At 37.1% G+C, this 769-nt stretch carries 1 protein-coding gene and 1 pseudogene; both read left to right on the plus strand.

From position 1 onward, the window contains the following. Positions 1-82: pseudogene (locus GB992_RS10640) on the plus strand (IS5-like element ISLpl3 family transposase); the annotation flags it as partial. A gap of 47 nt (positions 83-129) precedes the next feature. Then, complete coding sequence (locus tag GB992_RS10645; protein ID WP_238331119.1) at positions 130-663, plus strand: YxeA family protein; 534 nt, start codon at positions 130-132, stop codon at positions 661-663. Positions 664-769 lie beyond the last annotated feature (106 nt).

The raw sequence follows: 769 nt of genomic DNA on the forward strand, positions 1-769 counted from the left end.
GATTGCAACGCGTTATGATAAGCTCGCTCATGTTTATCTGGCTACGGTTTACATTGCCTCAATTTGCATCTTACTTAAGTAGTTTTCAGACGGACCCTAGATATTTTACTTAAAGGTGATGGAAATTTGATGGTTAACAAAATTAGTCAGGACGTACGAGACAAAGACAAGTATAAACGCTATTTGATGATTGTTTCAGCGATCTTTATTCTTATATTTTTATGGTTAAGTGTATTAGGATACGGACGTGCTAGCCAAAATGAATGGATTGATCGTTTCAATCCTTTTTTAAGAGTTCAATATGGTTATGCGGTACTACCTAACCAGGTTCCAGAGAAGAGAGAAAAGACAACTATCATTGATAGTGATGGTAAAAATAAACATGTTGCTGCTGTTAAAACCCCGCAGCAAGTTGATGCGTTTGTAGCTGATGATCCTTTTGGGAGTGGTAGTTGGCTAAAGTTTTATACCGGACAATATAGTTCTAAACAGCGTTGGGCACTTGTTGCTCATAAAGGCTCCTATGTTTCAAATGTTCGTCTAGTCTCTCGTGCGCAAATTCCTCTAATGATGCGTGAACAAACTGGGAATCATTATGTAGCTTACGATGCTCATGCAGAAAGACGGATTACTAAACGATTTCTGTGGTGGCCGTTCAATTAAAAAAATTGAGAGCGTAAAATATCTTGTGTAAATGCATAAAAGATTTCTGAATTGTATAGAAATAGGGAATGCCTTCCCTTATGATATTTAGTAACCACAGAAAACA

The sequence above is a fragment of the Furfurilactobacillus milii genome, assembly GCF_009863985.1.
GTDB lineage: Bacteria > Bacillota > Bacilli > Lactobacillales > Lactobacillaceae > Furfurilactobacillus > Furfurilactobacillus milii_A.